This is a genomic window from Terrabacter terrigena (assembly GCF_042676085.1).
In the GTDB taxonomy this organism is placed as follows: Bacteria; Actinomycetota; Actinomycetes; order Actinomycetales; family Dermatophilaceae; genus Terrabacter; species Terrabacter terrigena.
Genome location: NZ_JBHTKH010000020.1, coordinates 52,414 through 69,527, shown reverse-complemented (window position 1 = coordinate 69,527; position 17,114 = coordinate 52,414). Strand labels below are relative to the sequence as shown.

16 protein-coding genes and 1 tRNA gene are annotated in these 17,114 nt (G+C 71.2%); 5 read left to right on the top strand and 12 right to left on the bottom strand.

The annotated features are described in order from the left end of the window. Window positions 1-259: 259 nt before the first annotated feature. Window positions 260-2,701 (top strand): penicillin-binding protein, encoded by a 2,442-nt coding sequence (locus ACFQ2V_RS19785; RefSeq protein ID WP_386054658.1) that lies wholly within the window; start codon window positions 260-262, stop codon window positions 2,699-2,701. 92 nt (window positions 2,702-2,793) lie between these two features. Here the strand turns inward: ACFQ2V_RS19785 and ACFQ2V_RS19780 are convergent, their stop codons facing one another. Continuing rightward, window positions 2,794-3,249, bottom strand: a complete 456-nt coding sequence (locus ACFQ2V_RS19780) for a GatB/YqeY domain-containing protein (RefSeq protein WP_386054657.1) — start codon at window positions 3,247-3,249, stop codon at window positions 2,794-2,796. 80 nt (window positions 3,250-3,329) lie between these two features. On the opposite strand from ACFQ2V_RS19780, the gene ACFQ2V_RS19775 reads away from it, so the two are divergent. Both ACFQ2V_RS19775 and ACFQ2V_RS19770 read left to right on the top strand, forming a co-directional pair. Continuing rightward, entirely contained in the window at window positions 3,330-4,268 is a 939-nt protein-coding gene (locus ACFQ2V_RS19775) for a metallophosphoesterase (protein ID WP_386054656.1), read from the top strand. Between the two features lie 149 nt (window positions 4,269-4,417). Beyond that, window positions 4,418-4,494, top strand: a tRNA-Pro gene (locus tag ACFQ2V_RS19770). Between the two features lie 181 nt (window positions 4,495-4,675). Here the strand turns inward: ACFQ2V_RS19770 and ACFQ2V_RS19765 are convergent. Next, complete coding sequence (locus tag ACFQ2V_RS19765; RefSeq protein WP_386054655.1) at window positions 4,676-5,797, bottom strand: carboxylate-amine ligase; 1,122 nt, start codon at window positions 5,795-5,797, stop codon at window positions 4,676-4,678. Window positions 5,798-5,933: 136 nt separating this feature from the next. On the opposite strand from ACFQ2V_RS19765, the gene ACFQ2V_RS19760 reads away from it, so the two are divergent. Beyond that, entirely contained in the window at window positions 5,934-7,388 is a 1,455-nt protein-coding gene (locus ACFQ2V_RS19760) for an MFS transporter (protein WP_386054654.1), read from the top strand. 146 nt (window positions 7,389-7,534) lie between these two features. Here ACFQ2V_RS19760 and ACFQ2V_RS19755 read toward each other — a convergent pair whose 3' ends face one another. From ACFQ2V_RS19755 to recR, 7 genes are all read right to left on the bottom strand, one after another. Beyond that, complete coding sequence (locus ACFQ2V_RS19755; protein WP_386054653.1) at window positions 7,535-8,569, bottom strand: DNA topoisomerase IB; 1,035 nt, start codon at window positions 8,567-8,569, stop codon at window positions 7,535-7,537. A gap of 34 nt (window positions 8,570-8,603) precedes the next feature. Beyond that, complete coding sequence (locus ACFQ2V_RS19750; protein WP_386054652.1) at window positions 8,604-8,822, bottom strand: hypothetical protein; 219 nt, start codon at window positions 8,820-8,822, stop codon at window positions 8,604-8,606. 152 nt (window positions 8,823-8,974) lie between these two features. Continuing rightward, window positions 8,975-10,075, bottom strand: a complete 1,101-nt coding sequence (locus ACFQ2V_RS19745) for a WD40/YVTN/BNR-like repeat-containing protein (RefSeq protein ID WP_386054651.1) — start codon at window positions 10,073-10,075, stop codon at window positions 8,975-8,977. Between the two features lie 39 nt (window positions 10,076-10,114). After that, entirely contained in the window at window positions 10,115-11,386 is a 1,272-nt protein-coding gene (locus tag ACFQ2V_RS19740; RefSeq protein ID WP_386054650.1) for an aspartate kinase, read from the bottom strand. 155 nt (window positions 11,387-11,541) lie between these two features. Then, complete coding sequence (locus ACFQ2V_RS19735) at window positions 11,542-12,144, bottom strand: DUF5063 domain-containing protein (protein ID WP_386054649.1); 603 nt, start codon at window positions 12,142-12,144, stop codon at window positions 11,542-11,544. A 161-nt stretch (window positions 12,145-12,305) separates the two neighbouring features. Beyond that, window positions 12,306-13,265, bottom strand: a complete 960-nt coding sequence (locus ACFQ2V_RS19730) for a hypothetical protein (RefSeq protein WP_386054648.1) — start codon at window positions 13,263-13,265, stop codon at window positions 12,306-12,308. Between the two features lie 50 nt (window positions 13,266-13,315). Then, window positions 13,316-13,915, bottom strand: a complete 600-nt coding sequence (gene recR / locus ACFQ2V_RS19725) for a recombination mediator RecR (RefSeq protein ID WP_386054647.1) — start codon at window positions 13,913-13,915, stop codon at window positions 13,316-13,318. Between the two features lie 183 nt (window positions 13,916-14,098). On the opposite strand from recR, the gene ACFQ2V_RS19720 reads away from it, so the two are divergent. After that, window positions 14,099-14,302: a hypothetical protein gene (locus ACFQ2V_RS19720; protein ID WP_386054646.1), complete on the top strand. Its 204-nt coding sequence runs from the start codon at window positions 14,099-14,101 to the stop codon at window positions 14,300-14,302. 32 nt (window positions 14,303-14,334) lie between these two features. Here the strand turns inward: ACFQ2V_RS19720 and ACFQ2V_RS19715 are convergent, their stop codons facing one another. From ACFQ2V_RS19715 to ACFQ2V_RS19705, 3 genes are all read right to left on the bottom strand, one after another. Continuing rightward, window positions 14,335-15,462: a HoxN/HupN/NixA family nickel/cobalt transporter gene (locus ACFQ2V_RS19715; RefSeq protein ID WP_386054645.1), complete on the bottom strand. Its 1,128-nt coding sequence runs from the start codon at window positions 15,460-15,462 to the stop codon at window positions 14,335-14,337. 71 nt (window positions 15,463-15,533) lie between these two features. Continuing rightward, window positions 15,534-16,208: a lysophospholipid acyltransferase family protein gene (locus ACFQ2V_RS19710; protein ID WP_386054644.1), complete on the bottom strand. Its 675-nt coding sequence runs from the start codon at window positions 16,206-16,208 to the stop codon at window positions 15,534-15,536. A 138-nt stretch (window positions 16,209-16,346) separates the two neighbouring features. Then, on the bottom strand, window positions 16,347-17,105 hold the full coding sequence (locus tag ACFQ2V_RS19705; RefSeq protein WP_386054643.1) for a class I SAM-dependent methyltransferase: 759 nt from the start codon (window positions 17,103-17,105) through the stop codon (window positions 16,347-16,349). Between the last annotated feature and the right edge of the window lie 9 nt (window positions 17,106-17,114).

Genomic DNA, 17,114 nt, shown 5'->3' with positions numbered 1-17,114 from the left:
CTCCCATGACACCGAGCAGACCCGGACCGTCCCACCGGTCCCGGTCAAGCGGACCCCCCTAAGGCCCAAACGAGACATTACGAGCGGTGAGCCCGGTCGGACATAGCCTCTATGGACCATTTCGAAGACCGGGTGACTAGTCACCGTCGCCGCGTCCTCATGGTCATCCAGAGTCGCGAATCGTCCGTTTGAGACATCTGCGTGCCGCCGGGCGTGCGTAGAGCCGGTGGCCATAGGGTGAGCAGTTACCCTTGGCGGCATGTCCTCACGCACTACCTCGATCGGCGGCGTCATCAGCCTGCTCGGCGCGTTCCTCGCGTCCGCACTGGTGCTCGGACTGCTTGCCGCCGGCCTGGTGATGCCCGCTGTCGGCGCCACCGGCGCCCTCGCCCGCAGCGGCGTCGACGTCTTCAACGAGCTGCCCAGCGAGTTCACGACCGACCCGCTCGCGCAGACCTCGCGGATCCTCGCGGCCGACGGCACGGTCATCGCGACGCCGCAGGAGCAGAACCGCACGATCGTGCCGCTCAAGTCGATCGCCCCGATCATGCGTGAGGCCCAGATCGCGATCGAGGACCACCGCTTCTACGAGCACGGCGGCATCGACATCCAGGGCACCATGCGCGCGGTCATCTCCAACCTGCGCAGCGGCTCGTCGGTCGGCGCCTCGTCACTCACCCAGCAGTACGTGAAGATCTCGCTCCAGTACTCCGCCCTCAGCGCAGGCAATGAGGCGGCAGCCCAGGCCGCCGTCAAGAAGGACTACATGCGCAAGCTCAAGGAGCTGAAGTACGCCATCACGCTGGAGAAGAAGCTGACGAAGGACCAGATCCTCGAGGGCTACCTCAACCTCGTCTACTACGGCGACCGGGCCTACGGCGTCGAGGCGGCGGCCCAGCACTACTTCAGCGTCTCGGCCAGCAAGCTGAGCCTCTCGCAGGCGGCCCTGCTCGCCGGCCTGACGCAGAACCCGGGCACCACCGACCCGGTGAACTTCCCGAAGAAGGCCATCGCCCGCCGCAACGTCGTGCTCGACCGCATGCACGCGCTCGGCCGCATCACCACGAAGCAGTGGACGGCCGCGAAGAAGCGCACGCTCAAGCAGGACATGAAGGTCACCAACCCGAAGAGCACGTGCCTGGCGTCGGAGTACCCCTACTGGTGCGACTTCATCATCAACTACGTGCTCGCCATGCCCCAGCTCGGCAAGACGCTCGAGGAGCGCAAGCGCACCCTCTACCGCGGCGGCGTCACCATCACGACGACGCTCGACCCGCGCATCCAGCGCATCGCGCAGCGCGAGGTCACCAAGAACGTCCCCATCGGCGACAAGTCCGCTGTCGGTGCGGCGGCATACGTCACCGACCCGCGCACCGGCGAGGTCAAGGCCTTCGCCCAGAACACCACGTACACCGTCGGCAGGCAGAGTCTCGGCAAGACCGGCATCAACTGGGCCCTCGACAAGAAGTACGGCGGCTCCGGTGGCTTCCAGTTCGGTTCGACGGCCAAGGCGTTCGCGCTGGTGACGGCCATGGAGTCCGGCCTGAACACCGGGTCGAGTGTCAACGCCAAGGCCGCCGGCGGCAGCTCGCAGGCCACCTACACCCCGAAGGAGTGGCCGGGCGGCATCGCCAACTGCGGTCCGGGCAGCCCCTGGAAGGTGTTCAACGACAGCCCGTTCAAGGGCGGCCGCATCTCGCTCATGGAGGCGACGGCCAAGTCCACCAACACCGCGTTCATCGCGCTCGCCGAACAGCTCGGCGGCTGCAAGGTGCGCGACACGATGCTGCGCCTCGGCCTGCACCAGGCCGACGGCCAGCCCGTCGGCAGGTACGCCCCGCAGTACATCCTCGGCGCGTCCGAGGTCTCGCCTCAGGGTGTAGCGCAGGCCTACGGCGTGCTGGCGGCCGACGGCAAGAAGTGCCCGGTCGTGGCAGTCACGAAGATCACCAGGGGCGGCAAGAACATCGCCCTGCCGCCCACGAAGTGCACGCAGGTCGTCGAGCCCGACGTCGTGCGCGCCACCGACAAGTTCCTCGAGTACAACATGACCCACGGGTCGGGCATCCGCAACCAGCTCGACGGGCGCCAGTCCGCCGGCAAGACCGGCACGGCCAACCGCAACAACGAGTCGTGGTTCGTCGGCTACGTCCCACAGCTGGCGACGGCCGTCTGGGTCGGCACGCCCGACGACGGCAACAAGCGCGTCATGACCAACCTGCGCATCGGTGACCGCTACGTCGACGTCATGCACGGCGCCAAGATCGCGGCCCCGATCTGGAAGGGCATCATGAACGGCGCCCTCGAGGGCCAGCCCGAGATCAAGTTCGGCGAGCCCTCGGCCAAGCTCGTCCAGGGCGACCAGGTCGACGTGCCGGGCGTCACCGGCCTGTCCGTGTCCGACGCCATCGCACGTCTGCAGGGAGCGGGCTTCTCGGCCGGCGTCGGCGGCACGATGAGCTCGTCCGTCCCGCGCGGCCTCGTCGCCGGTACCTCCCCCTACGGGCGCGCCGCGGCCGGCAGCTTCATCACGCTCTTCACGTCACGTGGCGGTGGCGGTGGCGGCGGTGGCGGCGGCAACGGTGGCGGCAACAACCAGCCGCCACCCCCGGTCATCCAGCCACCCGCCCCGGGTGGTGGCGGAGGCGGCAACGGCCGCGGCGGTGGTCGTGGGGGCGGCGGCGGAGGCGGACGCGGCTGAACGCAGCCACCCCGCGACATCGCAGCGCGGAGACGACGGAAGGCCCGACGCAGTGCGTCGGGCCTTCCGTCGTCCAGCAGCCGGTCAGCCGGTCAGCCGGCGAGCACGCGCCGCACGACGGCCGCGACCCGGCCGCCCTCGGCCTGCCCGGCCACGGCGGCATTGGCCGCCTTCATCGCGAGGCCCATCTGCGGCATACCGGTGGCACCCGAGGCCGCGACGGCCTCGCGCACGATCGCCTCGAGCTCGTCGTCGCCGAGCTGCTTCGGCAGGTAGGTCTCGAGGACGGCCAGCTCGGCCTCCTCCTTGGCGGCGAGCTCGGCGCGACCGGCCCCGGTGTACGCCTCGGCGGCCTCGCGGCGCTTCTTGGCCTCCTTGGTGAGCACCTTGAGCACGTCGTCGTCGCTGAGCTCGCGGTGTTCCTTGCCGGCGACCTCCTCGTTGGTGACGGCGGTCAGGGCCATGCGGATCGAGCCGGCCCGCACCTGGTCACGCTCTCGCATCGCGGACGTCAGATCGGCCTTCAGCTGCTCCTTCAGGGTGCTCATGGGCCCAGTCTGTCAGGTCGGCGACACGGGGCCCGACGCGCTCACGAGCGGCTCGGCGCACCAGTGCGAGGATGGGGCCCATGCGTGCCGTGACCAAGACAGTCCTCGGCCTCGGGGTCGCCGGTGCCGGGGTGCTCGGCTGGGCCTCGATCGTCGAGCGGAACGCCTTCGTGCTGCGCCGCTTCGAGGTGCCCGTGCTGCCCGACGGCGCCGAGCCGCTGCGCGTGCTGCACCTGTCGGACCTGCACCTGCTGCCCCGGCAGCGGGCCAAGCGCCGCTGGGTGCACAGCCTCGCGTCGCTCGACCCCGACCTCGTCATCACGACGGGCGACAACATCGCCGCCCACGACGCCGTGCCGGCGCTGCTCGACGCGTACGAGCTCCTGCTGCCGCTGCCCGGAGTCTTCGTGCTCGGGTCCAACGACTACTTCGCTCCCAAGCTCAAGAACCCGCTCGGCTACCTCACCCAGGACCACGCCAAGGGCGTCGGCACCACCGATCGTCTCCCCACGGCCGACCTCGTGCGAGGGCTGCGCTCGGGCGGTTGGGTCGACCTCACGAACCGGCGCGACGCGCTGAGCGTGCGCGGCCTGCGCATCGACGTCGCCGGCGTGGACGACCCGCACCTGGGCTACGACCGCCTCGACCTCGTGCGCGCCGCGGCCTCCCCCGAGGCGGACCTCACGCTCGGAGTGACGCACGCCCCCTACCAGCGGGTGCTCGACGCGTATGCCGCCGACGGCGCCGACCTCATCGTTGCCGGGCACACCCACGGCGGTCAGGTCTGCGTGCCCGGCTACGGCGCCCTGGTGACGAACTGCGACCTCGACGCCTCGCGGGTCAAGGGCGTGTCGCGCTGGTGGCCGGGAGCGGGCTCGACCCCGTCGTCCGAGGCCCCCGCCGACGCCGCCTGGCTCGAGGTCTCAGCCGGTCTCGGCACCGCTCCCACCGCTCCCGTACGCCTCGCCTGCCGTCCCGAGGCGACCCTCCTGACGCTCGTCCCGCGCTCCCGTGGCTGACGCCCTGCAGGCCGCTCGAAAGGTCACCGATCCGGTCGCGGGGGCCGATTCGGAGTTGGGCGGGGGGCTGCGCTAAAGTCTCTCCTTGCTGCCTCCGATCCACGGACGAGTCCTCGGACGAGCCGTTCGACCAGGGGCAGGTGCAGCACCGGGGTGTGGCGCAGCTTGGTAGCGCGCTTCGTTCGGGACGAAGAGGTCGCAGGTTCAAATCCTGTCACCCCGACCAACCAGATGGCAGGTCGAGGACCCTCTGCCACCAGGCAGGGGGTCCTCTTCTTCTGCCCATGGTGCGGGCGGCCCGGCGCGACCCTGGGTGGAACGCGTACGTCGACCTCGCGCCGGAGATCGCGCCCTACCTCAGGTCTCGCCCCCCCGACTGAGCCCACCGGACCACCCGGGTCGACGCGTCACTGCTCGCCGAGGGGCGTGGTCGCCCGCACCGCCTCGGCCACGACGTCGACGAGCTGGCCCGTCTTCTGCAGCATCGCCCGCTGCCGCATCGCGCCGTTTCCCTCACCACGGACCCGGAGCAGACCGTCCTCGACGACGGCGAGGTCGCCGACCGACTCGAGGGCCGGCCCGACGTGCTCGACGAGAGCGGTGACCACGGACCACGCCGGCTTCGGCAGCCCGGTGCGCCAGTCGACCAGGTGCCCCTCGAGGCCTTCACGCCCGGCCTGCCAGGTGGCGAGACGGATCAGCTGGGTCGGCACGTCGGGGGCCTCGCGCCCGGCGCGCCACTCCCCCGCGGAGGTGTCGACGAGACCGCGGCACAGTGCCGCGATGACGACGGCCTCCTCGGCCGTGAAGCACACGTCGGCCGAACGGATCTCGACCGTCGGGTAGTGCGTGGCGAGGCGGGCGTCGAAGTAGACCATGCCCTCGTCGAGGATCACGGACGAGAGCACCATCTGCCGCACGAGGTGGTGGTATGCCTGGGCGGATCCGAAGCGGTCGGCCGGCCCCCAGGACGGCCACTTCGCGAGCGCCTGGGACCGGTAGCTCGCGAAGCCCGAGTCCACCCCGTTCCAGAACGGGGAGTTCGCGCTGAGAGCCAGCAACGTCGGAAGCCACACGCGGATCCGGTCGAGCACCCCGACGCCCTCCTCGTCGCTCTCGACCGACACGTGCACGTGGCACCCGCACGTCAGGTGCTCGCGGGCCGTGAGCTGGTAGCGGTCCTCCATCCACGAGTACCGGCTCGACTTGGCCGCGATCGGGTGCACGGGCAGCGGCGAGGTGCCGAGGGCTGCGACGCTCGAGCCCGTCTCGCGGGCGGCCGCGACTGCCGCCCCCCGCCACCTCAGCAGCTCCTCCCGCAACGTCTCGAGGTCGGCGGCCGGGGCGGTGTGCGTCTCGATCTGCTGCTGCTGGAACTCGCCCTCCAGAGCCCCGTGCACGCCGACGCCCGCGACCTCGGGCGGCTGGTGGGGCGCCCGCACGAGCATCCGCCCCGACACCGACCGGGGCCTCCCGTTCCGGACGTCGACGAGGAGCATCTCCTCCTCGACCCCCACGGTGCGCACCATGACCGCTCCTTACCCACGAAGAGGCTGTCCGCTCCAGTGCACCGGCGCGGGCCGGGGCCTCGCGCCCCTCGTCGGGAATGATCCGCGCGCTGACGGCGCTGCTACTCGATGTCGCCCTGCAGCCACCAGGAGGACCATGTCGACCTCGTCAACCGTGGGGTTCCGCTCGGACCGCGGCCCCGTGCTCATCGCGCTCATGCTCTCGACCTCGCTCATCGCGCTCGACTCGACGATCCTCGCCACCGCCGTACCGTCCATCGTCGACGACCTCGGCGGGCTGGGCCAGTTCCCGTGGCTCTTCTCGGTCTACCTGCTCGCGCAGGCCGTCTCGGTGCCGGTCTACTCGAAGCTCGCCGACACGGTGGGTCGCAAGCCGGTCATCCTCGTCGGCGTCGGGCTCTTCCTCGTCGGGTCGATCATGTGCGGCCTCGCGTGGGACATGACCTCGCTCATCGTCATGCGCGCCGTGCAGGGTCTCGGCGCCGGGGCGGTGCTGCCGGTGACGATCACCATCGCCGGCGACATCTACACCGTGGCCGAGCGCGCCAAGGCCCAGGGCTACCTCGCCAGCGTCTGGGCGACCTCGTCGGTCGTCGGGCCGACGCTCGGTGGCGTCTTCTCCCAGTTCGTCTCGTGGCGCTGGATCTTCTTCGTCAACATCCCGCTCTGTCTCCTCGCCGCGGCGATGCTGTGGCGCGGCTACTCCGAGTCGCTCGAACGTCGCACCCACCGCATCGACTACGCCGGGTCCGCGGTTCTCACGGTGTCGCTGACCCTGCTCATCCTCGCCGTCCTCGAGGGCGGTCAGGCCTGGGCCTGGGACTCGTGGCAGAGCATCGGCTCCTTCGCGGCCGGTGCGGTGCTGGTCGCGGTGTTCGTCGCGATCGAGCGCCGGGCTGCCGAGCCGGTGCTGCCGTTCGAGGTCTTCTCACGGCGGCTCATCGTCGCGACCTGCCTCGTCTCGGTGGGCATCGGTGCCGTGCTCGTCGGTCTCACGTCCTACGTGCCCACCTTCCTCGAGCGCACGACCGGGGCCACCCCGATCGTGGCCGGGCTCGCCGTCGCCGCGCTCACGGTCGGATGGCCCATCTCGGCCTCGCAGTCCGGCCGCCTCTACCTGCGCATCGGCTTCAGCCCCACCGCCCTCATCGGCCTCGCGCTCGCGGCCGTCGGCTCGCTCGGACTCTGGGTCGCCTCGTCGGTGCCGAGCCCCTGGACCGCGGCCGCCGCCTGCTTCGTCGTGGGTCTCGGGCTCGGCCTCGTGGCCACCCCGACCCTCATCGCCGCCCAGGCCTCGGTCGCCTGGCACGAACGGGCCGTCGTCACGGGCACCAACATGTTCATGCGGTCGGTCGGCAGTGCGGTCGGCGTGGCCATCTTCGGCGCCATCGCCAACGCCGTCATCGCGAGGCAAGGGGGCGGCACCTCGGCGGGCGCCATCCAGGCCGGGTCCAGCGCGGTGTTCCTCGCGGTGCTCGTCGTGGCGGCGGTCAGCATCGCGGCCGGCCTGCTCATGCCGCACACCCGGGCCGAGGACGTCGAGCAGGGCGCCGCGGTCACCGACCCCGAGACCGAGCCCTCGACGGCGTGACGGCGTGGCGTGGCGTGACGGCCAGGCCGTTTGCCGCGCCCACCGACCGCCACGAGCGCGTGGTCGACGCGCAGCCGGACGGCATACGCCCTCTGGTGGCGGTCCGTCTGAAGCAGGATCGTGGGCCGCGCAGGATCGTGGGCCGCTCAGGTGGCGCCCTTGACGAGCCGCATGACGGCCCGCTCGAGGGCGTCGCGGTCCCGGACCCGGACGAGCTCGCCGAGCTCGAGGCGCGTCCGGTCGGCCTTGGACAGCCGCGAGAGGCTCGGTGCGACGGTCCGGCCCACCGCGAACTCGTCGAGCACGCGCGGGTCGACGTACGAACGCCTGGCCACCGCAGGGGTGTTGCCGAGGTGCTCGGACACCACCTTCATAGCGTCCTTCTCGGCGCGTTTCAGGTCGCGCTCGGACTCTGCCGGGCCGTTGCGAGCCAGCGCGACGGCAGCGGTGACCGTCGCCGCCCACGTGCGGAGGTCCTTGACGGTGTACTCGTCGCCGACGAGCTCCTTGAAAGCCACGTTGAGGTCGCTCGAGCTGAGCTCGTGCCAACCGGTCGCGTTCCGGTGGGCCAGCAGGCGCTCACCGGGATAGCCACTTCGCTTGAGCGACAGGACGATCCGCGCCAGGAGCTGGTCGTTCATGACCGCCTCGCGCGTGACCCCGGACTTCGCCGGGAACTCGAACGTCACGTCGTCGCCGCTCACCGTCACGTGCGAGCGCAGCAGGGTGGCGACGCCGTGCGAACCGTGCTCGGCCTCGTACTCCTCGCCACCGCTGCGAAACAGGCCCGCGTCGAGCATCCGCAGCCCTGCCGCCGTGACCCGCCTCCGTGTCAGGCCGCTCGTGCGGAGGTCGGCGGCCACCTGCTTGCGCGCCGCCGGGAGCTTGCGGGCCAGCGTGAGCACGCGGTCGTGCTTCTCGCGGTCGCGGGCCTCGTGCCACTTCTCGTGGTAGAGGTACTGCCGCCGCCCGGCGTCGTCGGTGCCCACCGCCTGGATGTGCCCGTTGGGATACGGGCTGATCCAGACGTCCTTCCAGGCGGGCGGCACGACGAGCGCCTGGGCGCGCTCGCGCGTCACTGGGTCGACGGGGCGCCCGTCCGGGTCGACGTAGCCGAAACCCTTGCCCCGCCGCACGCGCCGGATGCCCGGCTTGTCGATGTCGCTCCGTCGCAGTCGCACACGCAGGAGATACCCGGTGTCGGCCGCGGCGCAATCACCCGGCTGCGCGCTCCTCCGGCTTCGCGCCGGCGACCTCGGAGGTCGCGTCGGTGGTCTCGCGCGAGTTCGCCGAGCGGTCAGGACCGTCCGGAGTGGAGACGGGCACGATGTCGGGCACGTCGATCTCCGGGAGGCCAGGTGGTTGCGGCGGGTCGGGAGTGACCGGCGGGAAGACCGATCCGTCGCTCTGCAGGTGGGATTCGTGAGGGGTCACGTCGTTGTTACCTATCGCCCCGAGTAGCGGTCTGTGATGGTGCTCTTTCGACCATACCCGCGCTCAACGAGCCTGAACCCCCTCGTGGGTGGGCAGCCTTTCGGCCGACCCATCCGTCTCCGACAGACCACCACAGACCGGGCCGGACGGTCTCAGCGGGTGAGCACGCCGACCCGGCCGTGCTCGCCGGAGGCCCAGCAGCCACCGTCGCTCGTGCACTCGACGGAGTCGAAGCTGCCGGTGTCGAACGTCGTCCAGGTGCGTCCGCCGTCACCCGAGACGTCCGAGCCCGACGGCCCGACCGCGAGCACGGTCCGCGGCGTGCCCGGAACCCAGGCCGAGCCGGACCGATAGCCGGACGGGTTGACCGTCGCCTTCGTCCACGTGGCGCCGCCGTCGTCGGTCCACGCCGCGTTGTCGACCGCGCCCGTCGGGGTCGTGAAGTCCCCGCCCACGACGACGCCACGCCGGGCGTCGCGGAAGGTGACGGAGAAGATGCCGGCCGCCGGCCCGCCCGCGACAGGGCTGTCCGCCACGGTCCACGTGCGTCCGTGGTCGGTCGAGCTGAAGAGCCGGGCGGGGTCGACGCCGCCGCTCCCGAGGTACGTCCGACCGCCGACGCCGGTGGTCAGGCACGTGCCGGAGGCCGCGAAGCCGAACTCGCCGTCCTTCGCGGCAGGCATCCCGGCGGGGTCGACCGGCGCCCAGGACCTCCCTCCGTCGGAGGTCTCGACGAGCCGGAACCTCCCGTCGACGGGGTCGCTCATCGCCAGGCCGCGGCGCGGTGAGCTGAACGCCATGCAGTCGTAGAACGCGAGCGGGTCGGCGTTGCGGAACGTCTCGGTCCAGCTCGCACCTCCGTCGTCGGTGACGAGGATGCGCGAGTCCTCCCCGTTGCCGATCGACAGGATCACCGCGTGCCTGGCGTCGAACGCCTCGATGTCACGGAACTGGAGCGCATCGGCGCCGGGCCCCTGCGGGCTGACGTCGGTCCACGTGGCACCGCCGTCGCGCGTGCGCAGCACGGTGCCGTTGGTGCCGCTGACCCAGGCGACGTCACGCGAGACGGGCGCGAGCCCCCGGAACCGCTCGGTCGTGCCGGTGGGTGTGAGCGTCCAGCCGTATGCCGTCGCCTGCGCCCCGCTGGAACGCCCGGTGCCGCCGCGCGGCGACGAGACGGCATACGTGGTCATGGACGCGACGAGCGTGGCGGTGGCCGCGGTGACGAGGACTGATCGGGTGCGAGCTCTCATACCTCGCGAAACTAGCGCCGCCGTGAGGATTCGGCGCGTTCAGCGACCGGTGCCCCCGTAGACGATGGCCTCGTCCGCGGAGTCGAGACCGAACGCCGTGTGGACGGCGCGGACGGCCTCGTCGAGCTGCTCGGCGCGCGTGACCGCCGAGACGCGGATCTCGGAGGTCGAGATCATCTCGATGTTGATGCCGGCCTCGGCGAGGGCGCCGAAGAACTTCGCCGAGACGCCCGGGTGGCTCTTCATGCCGGCGCCGACGAGGGCGATCTTGCCGATCTTGTCGTCGAGGCGGAGGTCCTGGTACTCGACCTCGTGCTTGATCGACTGGAGCACCTGCATGCCGCGGGCGCCGTCGGCCTGCGGCAGCGTGAAGGAGATGTCGGTCTTCGCGGTCTCGGCGGCCGACACGTTCTGCACGATCATGTCGATGTTGATGCCGGACTCGGCGATGGCGCCGAAGATCTTCGCGGCGATGCCGACCCGGTCGGGCACCCCGACGATCGTGATCTTGGCCTCGCTGCGGTCGTGGGCGATGCCGGCGATGATCGGAGCTTCCACAGCGCCTTCTCCTTCGTAGGGGTTGTCCTTGATCCAGGTGCCGGCCTTCTGCGACCACGACGAGCGCACGTGGATCGGGATGCCGTAGCGGCGGGCGTACTCGACGCAGCGCAGGTGCAGGATCTTGCTGCCGTTGGCGGCGAGGTCGAGCATCTCCTCCATCGACAGCACGTCCAGCTTGCGGGCGCTCGGCAGCACGCGCGGGTCGGCGGTGAAGACGCCGTCGACGTCGGTGTAGATCTCGCAGACGTCGGCCTCGAGGGCTGCAGCGAGCGCGACGGCGGTCGTGTCGGAGCCGCCGCGCCCCAGGGTCGTGATGTCCTTGGTCGTCTGGCTGACGCCCTGGAACCCGGCGACGATGGCGATGTGGCCGGCGTCGAGAGCCCTCTGGATGCGGCCAGGGGTCACGTCGATGATGCGGGCCGCGCCGTGGGCGTCGTCGGTGATGACGCCGGCCTGGCTGCCGGTGAACGAGCGGGCCTCCGCGCCGAGCTGGGCGATGGCCATGGCGACGAGGGCCATCGAGATGCGCTCGCCGGACGTGAGCAGCATGTCGAGCTCACGGGCGGGCGGCGCCGGCGTGACCTGCTCGGCGAGGTCCATCAGCTCGTCGGTCGTGTCGCCCATCGCGGAGACGACGACGCACACCGAGTGGCCGGCGCGCTGCGTCTCGACGATGCGCCGGGCGACGCGCTTGATGGCCTCGGCGTCGGACACAGACGAACCGCCGTACTTCTGGACGACGATGCTCACACTGGCTCCGGATCTGCTCGATGGTCGGGACGGCCGGGTGGACCGGTCGGACTGCGGTGCCACCGAGTCTAGGCTCGCGCGCGCGGGGCCCACCGCTGCGTCGCGATGGTGAGATGTGCGTCGATTCGTCCGGAACGCCGCATGTTTTGCGCGGTCTACGGGTGCAGCGCGTCGAACTCGGCCTCGCCGACGATCTCCTCGTCGGCGTCGAGCCGCAGGTGGCTGAGGATCGACAGCAGCGACCTCAGCGCCATGAGCGCGCGGTCTCCCCACTCGGAGAGGTAGCTGAACTGCCACCACCAGAGCGCCTCGGTCTTGTCGCCGGCGGCGTAGTGCTTGAGGCCGTGCGTGAGGGCGACCGCGACGTCGACGAGGTCGTTGGTGATCGAGCCGTCGGCCCGGTCGGACGAGGTGATCGGGTCGATGACGTAGACGTAGTCGTCGATGCCGGCGAAGACGTTGGCGAGACCGGTCCGCAGCGGGTCGGCGTCGTCGTCGGTGGCGTCGGGCTCGAAGCGCTGCACGGGCACGACGTCCTGGATCGCACCGAGCCGCGCACCGGCGACGAGCACCTGCGAGAGCGCGAGCGTGAGCAGGGGCAGTGCCGTGTCGGGGGCGCTGCCGGACGCCACCTCGGTCACCGACGTGAGGAAGGCGCTCGCCTCGGCCGCTGTCAGGTCGGCAAGTCCCGCGAGGTCGTCCACCTCGGTCGCGTGGTCGTCGGTCGCCTGCGCGTCAGTCGCCTGCTCGTCAGTCATGGGTCCCAGCATGCCGTATGCCGTGTGGCCCGGGTCCCTGGGGGACGGCCCTCTCGACCGTGCCGGACGGCATACGTCCTCGGCGCCCCGCGGAGGCTTGAGGGAGGGCCTGAGGGAAGGCATGAGGGAGGGCATGAGGGAGGGCTTGGGGGCCCGGCGCCTCAGGGAAGAACCACGTCGCCCGACGTCGGGGTGACCCACGGGGGCAACGGATACCGCATCTCCTTCGACGGCGTCGCCTCGCCCTCGCGCACCGCATCGGGTCGGATGGCGAAGGAAGCCAGGATCGCTGCCCCGGAGGCCTTGTCCGCACCGATGGTGACGGCCTGGCCGACGACGAACACGGAACCGTCCTCGGTGATGGCGTACATGTTGCGGAACTCGGTGTTCGAGAACCCGTGGCAGTCCGACCAGGTGTCGACGAGCGCCACGTAGCCGGCCTTGTCGAGCGCCTGCTGTCCGCCGTACGAGCAGCCGTCGACGGTGTAGTCGTCTGCGGCGAGAAGCGACTTGACGTACGTCGTGTAGTCGGCGCGGCCGTGGGCGGCGAGGTCGAGTCGTCGCGCGGCCTCCACCGAGGCGCCCAGGAACACCGACGGCTCGTCGAAGGAGCTCGACGTCGTCATGCCGGCGCCCTTGCCGCTGCGGACCGCGGAGCCCGCGTCGATGACCCCGGCGATCGGCATGTTGTAGCGCGCGTTGCCCGCCCCCCAGTCGCTCGGCACCATGACGGTGACCGCGTGGCTCCGGTCGGACACCGGCTTGGCGGTCCGGGACGGGGAGGCGCTGGGCGGCTGCCCGGTCGCACTGGCAGCCACGGTGGCGCCTGCCGGGCCGGGGCCCCAGCCGAACCAGGCGTCCAGGTGGTTGCTCGTGAACAGGGCGGTCGCCAGGGCCGTGGCAACGGCACCGATGACGGCGATCTTCGCGCCCTCACTGCGCCAGATGCCGGAGCGACCCGGCTCGGGCCCCGCAGACTGCGACGGCGCGCTCGCCGGGCCGGGGTCCTTCACGGAAGGCGCCCTCCGGGCGGCGGGACCGGTCGCGGGCGCGGCCGGGTCCGGTGAGGCGGCCGGGTCCGAACCGGACTGCTCGGCGGGCGGCGGGTCCGCGACGTCCATCCACCGATGGTGGCAGTCCGCCACCGCGGCCGAGCAGGTTTCGGGAAAGGTCAGGCGTCGACGCGGCGGCGGCCCTCGAAGGCGCGCCCGAGGGTGACCTCGTCGGCGTACTCGAGGTCGCCGCCCACCGGCAGGCCCGAGGCCAGGCGCGTCACGGTCAGGCCGACGTCGCGCAGCAGCCGGGAGAGGTAGGTGGCCGTCGCCTCGCCCTCGAGGTTGGGGTCGGTCGCGATGATGACCTCCTGCACCTCGCCGGAGGCCAGACGGGTCATCAGCTCGCGCACGCGAAGGTCGTCGGGGCCGATGCCGTCGATCGGGCTGATCGCGCCGCCCAGCACGTGGTAGGTGCCGCGGAACTCGCGGGTGCGCTCGATCGCGACGACGTCCTTGGGCTCCTCGACGACGCAGATCGACGTCTGGTCGCGGCGGGGGTCGGCGCAGATGCGGCACCGGTCGGCCTCGGCGACGTTGCCGCACTGCTCGCAGAACCGGACCCTGGCCTTGACCTCGGTGAGCGCCGTGACGAGACGCGTCACGTCGTCGGAGTCGGTCTGGAGCAGGTGGAAGGCGATGCGCTGCGCGCTCTTGGGGCCGATCCCGGGGAGTCGTCCGAGCTCGTCGATCAGGTCCTGCACCGCGCCTTCGTACACACCGCAACCCTAAGCCTGGAAAACGCCTGCTGCGGACCGCCTCACCGGTCTGGCGTGGTGAACGTCGGCCTCCGCCGGACCGTCGAACCCTCGAGCTGCGAAGGGCCAGCCACGGATGAGCCAGGTGGTGGGCGCACCACCTCGCGCCGCAGTGAGCGGATCCAGGGCGCCGTACCGTTCCGGATGATGTTCGGGTTCCGCAGGCACTCGGGCTACGCCCAACGGTGGCTCGAGCGCGTCGTGTCGCTCGCCTGGAGCGGTGACGACGTTCGGATGACGACCGGTGGGTTCGGGGCGATCACCGTCGCAATGAAGGTGCTCGCCGGACCGACGCCACCGTGCGCCACGGCGCGGTTGCCGCCGACTTCGGGCGCGATGCCGGCTTGAGGGTGCGCCACGGTGCAGCTGCGGCCGCGAGGTCAGCGGGGAGCGTCGGCGAGGGCGCTCTCCCAGCGCTGCTCGACCCGACCGAACCGCCAGACGGCGACCGCGACCGTCCAGGTGACGACGAAGAGGCCCACGATCCAGAAACCGACGTCGGCGAGGTCGATCGACCCGATCCAGGCGATCGGCCCGCTCGTGACCCCGAGCCTGTTGCCGAGCAGCCCGATGAGCTCGATCACGCCGACGACGAGGGCGACCGCGACCGACAGCGACGTGACGGTGATGTTGTAGTAGATCTTGCGCACCGGCCGGCTGAACGCCCAGCCGTAGGCGACGTTCATGAACGAGCCGTCGAGGCTGTCGAGGAGCGACATCCCCGCCGCGAAGAGCACGGGCAGCACGAGCACGGCATACCAGGGCAGGTCGGCTGCGGCGGCGCCTCCGGCGATGACGAGCAGGCCCACCTCGGTGACGGTGTCGAAGCCGAGGCCGAAGAGCAGCCCGACGGGGTACATGTGCCACGGCTTGCGCACCGTCCTGGTCACCCGACCGAGGATGCGGTTGAGCAGGCCCCGTCTGTCGAGCTGGCGCTCGAGCTCGGCCTCGTCGAAGTGGCCGGTGCGCATGCGGCGGAAGACCTTGAGGATGCCGACGAGGGCCGCGAGGTTGACGAGCCCGATCAGCACGAGGAAGACGCCCGAGACCGTCGTGCCCCAGACACCGGTCACCTGCTGCAGCATCGACCCGTCGTCCTCGATCGCGCCCGCGAGCGCCCGGATGCCGAGGGCGAGCAGCATCACCATGACGAAGACGACCGAGCTGTGCCCGAGGCTGAACCAGAACCCGACGCTCATCGGCTTCTGGCCCTCGCCCATGAGCTTGCGGGTCGTGTTGTCGATGGCGGCGATGTGGTCGGCGTCGAACGCGTGGCGCATCCCGAGGGTGTATGCCGTCACGCCGAGTCCCACGCCGAAGAGCTGGCCGGCGACGCGGTACTCCGCGGGAGCCACGACGAGCACGAGCAGGCCCCACCCGACGACGTGCAGAAGCGCGACGAAGGCGGCCATGCCGGCTACGCTGCGCCGCTCGTCCCGGGTGAGCCGGGCGAGTCGCGTCCGCCCCGCGGGGCTGGCAGCGGTCGTCGTCGCGGTGGGGGCGGTCACGAACCCACGCTAGATGCGACTGAGTCGCATCTGCAAGGCGTCGCCGGGCGGGTGGTGCAGACACCTGCGGGTCAGGCGGACGGCTCTCCCGCGGGGACCTCGTTGTAGGCGTCGACGCGCTCCTGGCCGCTCAGTCCGGCGATCGCCTCCATGACGCGATCGGTCAGGAGGCGACGCGCCCTGCCCGCCGGCATACCGGCGTACTCCTCGACACCGATCGGCTCACCGAACCGCACCGTCACCTTCGCTAGCTTCGGGAAGCGCGCGCCGACCGGCTGGATGTTCTCCGTGCCGATCAGGCCGACGGGCACGACGGGCACCTGGGCCGTGAGCGCGAGCCAGGCGACACCCGTGCGGCCGCGGTAGAGCCGGCCGTCGCGCGACCGCGTGCCCTCCGGGTAGATGCCGAACGCGTCGCCGGCCCTCAGCACCTCGAGTGCGGTGTCGAGGCTCTCCTGCGCGGCGGTCGCCGAGTGCCGGTTGACGGGCACCATGCCGACGGCGCTGAAGAAGCCCTTGCGCAGCAGTCCGCCGACGCCGGGGCCGGTCCAGTACTCCTCCTTGGCGAGGAAGCGCACCTGCCTCGGCGACGCGAGCGGGATCGCGAACGAGTCGATGAACGACAGGTGGTTGCTCGCGACGATGACGCCACCCTGGCGGGGGATGTTCTCCTTGCCCTCGATCGTCGGGCGGTACAGCGCATGGGACAGCGGATACAGGAGATTCCGCCCGAGGCTGTAGAACATGGGCCACAGCCTAGGGCCGAGGTCCCGTCGCTCGGGTGGGGCGTCCGAACGGACGCGCGGCGTTCACCCCTTGGTACGCCGGACGTCTCGTTGGCGCACACCGGTCGTATGCGGGCCGGCACCTCGCGCTCGGAGTCGTCACGCCTGCGCGCGGACCGTCCACGCACTCGCGGTCACGGCGAAGGGCGCGTCGGGCAACAGCTCGCGGCAGCGTTCGCGAAGGGCGACCCGTCCCGCGTCGTCGAGTGCCTGCACGTGGGCCCCGGCCGGCCCCACTCCGAGGGTGTAGGGCTCCCACCAGTCGTCGAAGCTCGAGTGCTCGACGCTGACGGTGAGGGTCGTCCCCTCGATCCGGTTGAGGCCCGCCTCGTCACACAGACGGGCCAGCTCGCCTTCGTTGACACCCGGCAGCCGTGACTCGTCGACGACGTCCGGGTCGAGGTCGCGGGCCGCCTGCCAGAACGTGGTGAGCGGCCCGTTGCCGCCACCGAGGTCCCAGACGCAGGCCGCTACGGTCCCGCCAGGGCGGGTGACACGAGCCATCTCGTGCAGGCCGCCGACCGCGTCGGTGAGGAAGTGGACGACGAGCTGGGCAAGGGTGTGGTCGAACAGGTCGTCGGGATAGGGCAGCTGCTCGGCCGTGCCGGTCTGTACATCGAGCGTGGGGAACGACTGGCGCAGGGCCGCGAGGAAGTGCTGCGACGGGTCGAGGGCCGAGACCCCGTCGACGCCCAGCCGGTCGACGAGGACCCTCGTCAACGCTCCGGGACCGCAGCCGACGTCGAGCGCGCGGCCGGGCGCGGCGACTCCCGCCCAGTCGGCGAACTGCTCTGCGAGCGGCTCGGAGTACCGCCCCATGAAGCGGTTGTAGGCGCCTGCAGCCACCTCGAAGGTCACTGTGTGAAC